At 35.9% G+C, this 6,623-nt stretch carries 4 protein-coding genes and 2 pseudogenes; all 6 read right to left on the reverse strand.

Features of this window, described 5'->3' with window-relative positions; genetic code table 11:
• A pseudogene (locus D8837_RS08805) lies at window positions 1-1,648 on the reverse strand (YSIRK signal domain/LPXTG anchor domain surface protein); the annotation flags it as partial.
• Window positions 1,649-1,751: 103 nt separating this feature from the next.
• Window positions 1,752-3,002: a glycosyltransferase family 4 protein gene (locus tag D8837_RS08810; RefSeq protein WP_125456819.1), complete on the reverse strand. Its 1,251-nt coding sequence runs from the start codon at window positions 3,000-3,002 to the stop codon at window positions 1,752-1,754.
• Between the two features lie 3 nt (window positions 3,003-3,005).
• The gene (locus D8837_RS08815; RefSeq protein WP_125456820.1) at window positions 3,006-4,592 is read right to left on the reverse strand and encodes a glycosyltransferase family 52; all 1,587 of its coding nucleotides are present in this window, start codon (window positions 4,590-4,592) and stop codon (window positions 3,006-3,008) included.
• Window positions 4,593-4,623: 31 nt separating this feature from the next.
• Entirely contained in the window at window positions 4,624-5,619 is a 996-nt protein-coding gene (gene rfbB, locus D8837_RS08820; protein WP_125456821.1) for a dTDP-glucose 4,6-dehydratase, read from the reverse strand.
• A gap of 21 nt (window positions 5,620-5,640) precedes the next feature.
• Window positions 5,641-6,414, reverse strand: a complete 774-nt coding sequence (locus D8837_RS08825) for an alpha-1,2-fucosyltransferase (RefSeq protein ID WP_125456822.1) — start codon at window positions 6,412-6,414, stop codon at window positions 5,641-5,643.
• Window positions 6,401-6,623, reverse strand: a pseudogene (locus tag D8837_RS08830) (dTDP-4-keto-6-deoxy-D-glucose epimerase); the annotation flags it as partial. The gene D8837_RS08825 and the pseudogene D8837_RS08830, both read right to left, overlap by 14 nt.

A 6,623-nucleotide genomic window follows, 5' to 3' on the forward strand; every position in this document is an offset into this window, starting at 1 on the left:
CTAAACCACCTACGGTTGTAAATTCATAAGTTTCAATAACATCTTTAGAAACAGGAAACAGATCAGCATCAACTGCTCCGTATTTTCGACCTTCTTCTTTTGAAGCAACACCAGAAGTTTTTACCTTTTCAATGATAGGTAAAGCATCTAAAACCGTACTTACATCTCTAACTTTGTTTTCAAATTGATCTAATTTAGATGAATCATTATCAGCAGAAGTATCATTTACATAAAAACCAACTTTACCATTAGATAGTCCAACTCGAATATTATTCTCTTTCATATAATTAACGAGTTCATCTACTTTGTTATCTAAATTGGTTTTAACTGTATTAATCGCTTCGATATCCGTAGGTTTTTCCGCATTACTAGTAAAGAAATCAACAACTCTATATCCAGTTGCAAAAACGTCCTTCAATATATCTTTCACTGAAGCATTTGACGTGTTTAAATCTGGTGTTTTTTGAAGATATTTAGAATATTTATCCTCTCTTCCTGACACATCGAAAACATCCATTGATTTTCTTGTTTGCGTACCATTCGAAGTTGCATTTCTTTCATTATCATCAGCAGTACCAAAGACGTTATCATCCCCTATATCTTTAATAGCTGTATAATTCTCTCTAAGAATTGCATAGGTCATACCATAAATATCAGTAGAAGTTCCGTCATAAATATTTTCTTTTACTGCAACATAAGTGACAGGTGTTCCTGTTTTTTTACTTTTTCTTTCTACAGTATTTGTGGTTGCGTAGGTGTCTTTATCAAGAACAAGTACTGTGTCTCCTTCTTGTAGAGTCACATTTTCCTTAGTAAAGTCTTTGGCTGTAGCTTCTCCAGCTTTCCATTTTTCCACTGCATCTTCATCACTAGTTACACCGCCATCTGCTACAACATACTTACCGTATTGTCCATCAGCTGTTTCTTCTACAAGATAGACTTTACCTTTTGTTTTTGTATAGTCAATCTCACCTAGCTTGTTATGCATTCCTTCTGGAGACACTGGAGCTTCGATATCATTGAAACGTGTTTTGTCATACTTAGGTTTATCAGTACCTTCAACTTCAGAACGTACATATTCATAGACTTTATTATTCGCTTCTACTGTATCTTTTTTACCTGTAGCTTCACTAACAGCATCACCAGTTTTAGTTACTGTTGATTCACGGTAGTCTTTTCCATCTGTATCAGCTGCAAGACCTTTTTTATCGTAAGGCGTTGTTACTGTACCTGTTCCCGCTTCTACTGTTTCTGTTTTTAGTAATGATTTGTCAGAATCCAATTTGTAATTTACAGTTGCTCCTGATTTGAAGTTTACGGTATCATTACCATCAGTATCACCAGTATTGATGTTAGCTTTTGTTGGTTCAGTCACTCCTCCATCTAAAACTGCATCAACTTTGAAAGTTTTAGACGCATCTGTATCATCTGTAAAAGTCGTAGCTTTTGCAGATTCAACTTTAGACGTATCACTTACTACTGTGGGTTCATTCATACCATTTGAAGTAACATTAGCAGCTACTGGACTTGCACCAACTGCTAAAGCCACACCTGTTGCCAAAATCGTTGCCCCAATTAACTTAGAATCAGTTCGGCCATCTTTATACTTACGAAGAGAAAATTTCTCCTGTCTATCAGTATGAAACATAAAACACCATCTTCCTAAAATTTCATTATTTTTTTATATTTTGAATCTATGAAATGTGCGCTAAAAACTATAAAACTAAGAAAGTTTCACGCTTTCAATTATATCATACTTCTAACGATAATAGATACTTATACATAGTAATTATTTCTTTTTTTTGATAGTCTTTAGCAAAGGTTGCTGACGCGTAACGACCTTCTTTTTGATAAGCATTGAGCCACAAGATTAACTCTCCAATATCACCAAATGTTGTGACTCCTTTGGATTGGTTCTTATAATACCTATGAGCTAAATCTGTATCAGACAAAAGACAGACCAAACCCTTTGCAGATGCTTCTACAGCCGCATTAGCAAAGCATTCACTCATAGAACAAGACAGATAGCCTTGGTGCTTCTCATAAGGAACCTTTTCTAGAAAACCTGCATAATGGACATTCGACGGCAAGTCTTTCTGGCTATAGCCATCTGGTAAGTTGCCATAAATCGTTAATTGGCTATCCGGCACTTGTCGAAAGGCTTCAATCGCCCAGGAACAACGTTTGACCATCGTCATATTACCAACGATGCACCAATCAGTGACTCTTGCATATTCTTTTTCCAAAACTCGATCCACAAACATTGGGGGTAAAAAGCGAACCTTTTCTTTCCCTATCAACTGCTCTAAAACAGGGCTTGCAACGATATTTTGACACCAGCCTTGCAAGACAAACTTCATCATGGGATCTAGGATATTGTAGTGAGTATAAGCAAAGAGCTTTCTTCCGGTATTTTGGAAAAACTTCCTCAATTGAAGGGGATATTCATTAACCATATCAATCATAAAACAGTCTTCCACTGTAGAATTGTTAGCTAGATAGAGACTGACTAACTGCCATTGGGAATAGATTTCACCACTTCTTAGATTTTGATAAGAATGGTAATTTTCACTCACATCCCCTTTTAGCAACTCCCCTTTACTATCATAAAGAGTAAAGAGATTTTCTTGATATTGGAAACGATACAACAATTGAGAGGTATAACATTCTATATCGCCATTTTGATAATGAACAAGACCGACATATCCCTCTGTTGTGTACTCGACTTCACTGACATGATCTAGTTCTTGAATAAATTCTTTGTCTAGACTCGGCTTTTGTCTAGCCAGATCTGACTGGTCAAAAATAACATGATAGAAGTTTTCAAAACCAAGTTTTTCTAGCGTTTCTACAAAATTCGGTACAAATTTTTCCAGATTTGTTATAACGAGTTCCTGCTCTAGGGCCAAACTTTTAAAAATTTCTTGACGTGCCAATTGGCTTCTTTCAAAACCATAAGTGCTTACAGGAACGCCTTCTTTTATTGTAAATACTTTCACCATAGTTTAGTCCAATACATCTTCCAATCTTAATCCACGACTTCTTGCTAGTCTTGCTCGGAAAACCACCTCTCTTTTATAACGCTCCGATAAGCGATAGTAAGTTGTCATAACATTCAACACTAAAGCATTGTCCTTTGTGACCATGCGAGCCCATAAATGCCAATCTTCAAATCCATCATACTTGGAATCATAGCCTCCTGACTCATCATAGGCAGAACGCTTAAAAATAACAGTTGAATGATTAAAGACATTTTGATAAGCAAGCTCTAACCATAATTTTTCCCCTGATAAGTGATGTGTTTGATTCCGTTTGATTTTATCTGTTACCGCATCTTCTTCTGCGACGACTCTAGCTCCTATAAGATCTAATTGAGGATTTTTCTCTAACTCCTGCAAGAGAAAATCGAGATGCCAAGGCATCCATACATCATCTGCGTCTTGTCTGGCTACATAATCCGTTTGAGACAGGCTTACTCCACGATTTAACGTTTCTGAAATCCCTTTGTGACTTTCCCTGATATACTGTATTCGCTCGTCTACTAAATATGGCTTACATACTTCCTCTGTATTATCTGTCGAACCATCATCCACAATGAGCAGTCGAAAGGCTTGATGGGTTTGATTTAAAACAGAATCAATCGTTTGACTAATGGTTTCAGCTCCATTATAGACAGGCATGACAATATCAACAGGTGTGTCCGATTGAGATACATTTTGATAGGGCACACCTCGTTTTGCAAAAACATTTGATTCATGAGTTGTTAAAAAGGTCCGATACCCATAAACAGATACACCCTCTATATCTTTGACCAATAAAAGAGAAGTTGAGTAAAAACCATGTACCTCAACGAACTCATACTTCTCTAGCAAAAGATAAATTTCTTCTTCAAAGCAAAATCTAGTTTCTTTTAATTTATCTTGATAAGGATTCAAAGGTACTCTAGGGTGGGGATAGTAGTAATCAATCTTCTGTTCATCTAAAACTTTAGCAGTCAGCTTTTGGGTAATTTCCAAATCTTCCTGATAAAGGAGAGAGCCTAAAAATTGCCCCAGAAAAATGCTTATTTTCTTACCATTTTTAGCCCTATGAAAATGACTTGGTTCAAGATGAAGCCTCAGAAAAAGCTGCTTCTCTTTTGGAAAAAGGATACACTCCTCAAATACCGTATAATGTCTATTTGACAATGACATGATTTCTTCCAAGGTAAAATTTGTATAGGGAATGACCCTCTCAAGATTTTGTGTATACAGATTAAGAGGTACAATGGAAGTACTACCATCATCAAAGGTATACAAATTCATTGTGCTGGGATTAAAGACACTCAGAGCTACAGGATTATCTAAACTTGCTAGATAGAGATTGCTGATGGATCTGGCTTTTAAGGCTTCCTGAATATCATTCAAGACTGTCTTTCCTTCTAAAACAAGGATTTCCTTACAAAATTCTGCCATCCGTTCAGCATAAAAATCCTGTCTCGCATCATTTGACATCTTTAGATAAATTCCGATAAAGTCTTCTGAAACAGTCTGAACAACTTCTTTAGCGACTAAAACCTGGAAGGGAGATGAACAAAAAATTATATTCTCCAAATTTAACTTCTCCTAACATTCTTACAAACTCTTACTTAGCATCTTGCTTTTGCGCAATCATCTCTTGCCACCAATCTTCATGTTCTTGATACCAATGGATAACTTCTTTTAAGCCTTTATCAAAATCCACGTAGAGAGGTGTAAAACCTAATTCAGCATATAACTTACCAGCGTCAATTCCATAACGAAGGTCGTGTCCTGGTCTATCTGCTATATACTTAAAATCTTCCTGAGATCTTCCTAACTGCAACAAGATTTTCTGTAAAACTTCGATATTCGTGCGCTCATTATTTACCCCAATCAAGTAAGTCTCACCAATCGCACCCTTATCAATAATGGTGTCGATAGCTCGACAATGGTCTTTCACATGAATCCAGTCACGAATATTCAGTCCTGCTCCATATAGAACTGCCTGCTGACCAGTTAAAAGATTAGTGATTTGTCTTGGGATAAATTTTTCTGGATTTTGATAGGGTCCATAATTATTTGAACAGTTTGAAATCGTAGCCCTAACACCAAAAGAACGAACCCATGCTTTCACTAATAGATCAGCAGAGGCCTTTGTAGCAGCATAGGGAGAACTTGGATTGTACTGCGTTTTTTCAGTGAATTTATCCTTACTTTCTAATGGAAAATCACCGTAAACCTCATCTGTTGAAATATGGTGGAAACGGATATCATACTTTCTAGCTAGCTCTAAAAGATTGTGCGTCCCGACAATATTACTTTTCACAAAAACAGACGTGTCGTGCAAAGACTTGTCATTAAAAGATTCTGCTGCAAAATGAACAATCAAATCAACTCCTTCATCGATCTGCTTACTTAATTCCAACTCATTTGCGATATCCAGTTTATAAAACGATACCCTATCATCCAATAAATCTTCGATTGTTTTCAGCGAAGAAGCATAAGTCAGATTATCCAAAATCGTAATCTGAATATCCTCATAAGTCTCTTTTAGGTATCGAACAAAATTTGAACCAATGAAACCAGCTCCACCAGTCACAACGATATTTTTATAGTTCATCTATTTTCCCTTTTATATTTTTTACTCAAAGCCAGTACGGTCAACACTTACAACTTCCCAGCCTCTTGTATCTGCAATTTGTTTTCCATTTTGTTCAAGTAAAGTATTAAAATCAGGAACAAACACTTTTACAAAAGGCTTTACTAATCTTAAAATATAACCTACCCAATAACAATAAGTTGAATTGGGACAAATGAAATACTTGTTACAGCTATACAGTTGTAAAAAGTTATCTTGAATATCCTGCTCCTCAACTATAATCGGATTTTCAAAATGGTACTGAGAATGTAGAAAAGGTACCAATTCTTCGCGACACCAGGCAACATCATCTGAAGTAATTCGGATGGTTAAATGTTGAAAATCAGCCCCTTCAATTTCTGCTATCTTGTCTAAACAAGAACAGATATACAACTGAGAGTTATAACCGTAATTTTTTCTATTTCGTTCATTGAGAAAATCCGTTCTCCTAATGGCAATTGTCACATTTTTCTCTTCAAATTGAGCGGAAGCAGCTACTACTGGTTCAATCAAATACTCTCTACAAAAAGAGTCCAATTCTTCTGAAGAATAGTCAACACCTGCCTCTTGAAAATAACCAAAATCTTCTAATTCGATACCATTTGCTTTTGAAAATAAGACAGCGGTTTTTGGAAAAAAGGTTTGGGCAAACTGAAAATATCCTGTTCGTAAGACATAACTTTCCTCATAGCCCATCATCCGATCTCTATGCGCTTGTAGTAAGAGATAGAGCAAATTTCCTAGTTGAAAACCTCTATTATTTTCATAAATTTTCAAGATTAAAATCTCCTTCTTGCTTTTTAAAGTATCGTCCTAAAGTAGAATTGTCAGGATTTTTTAATAAATTCTTTACTTGTCTACCTGTAAAAATTTCAGACTTATCGATACCCAGTTTCACTCCATCGATTCTATTTAAATTCGCCACCAGATGACGAACTAAATCATTTATTGCTGTCACTTGATAGCACATCTCATCAGGATAAATA

Source organism: Streptococcus mitis (assembly GCF_003942965.1).
Lineage (GTDB): Bacteria > Bacillota > Bacilli > Lactobacillales > Streptococcaceae > Streptococcus > Streptococcus mitis_BH.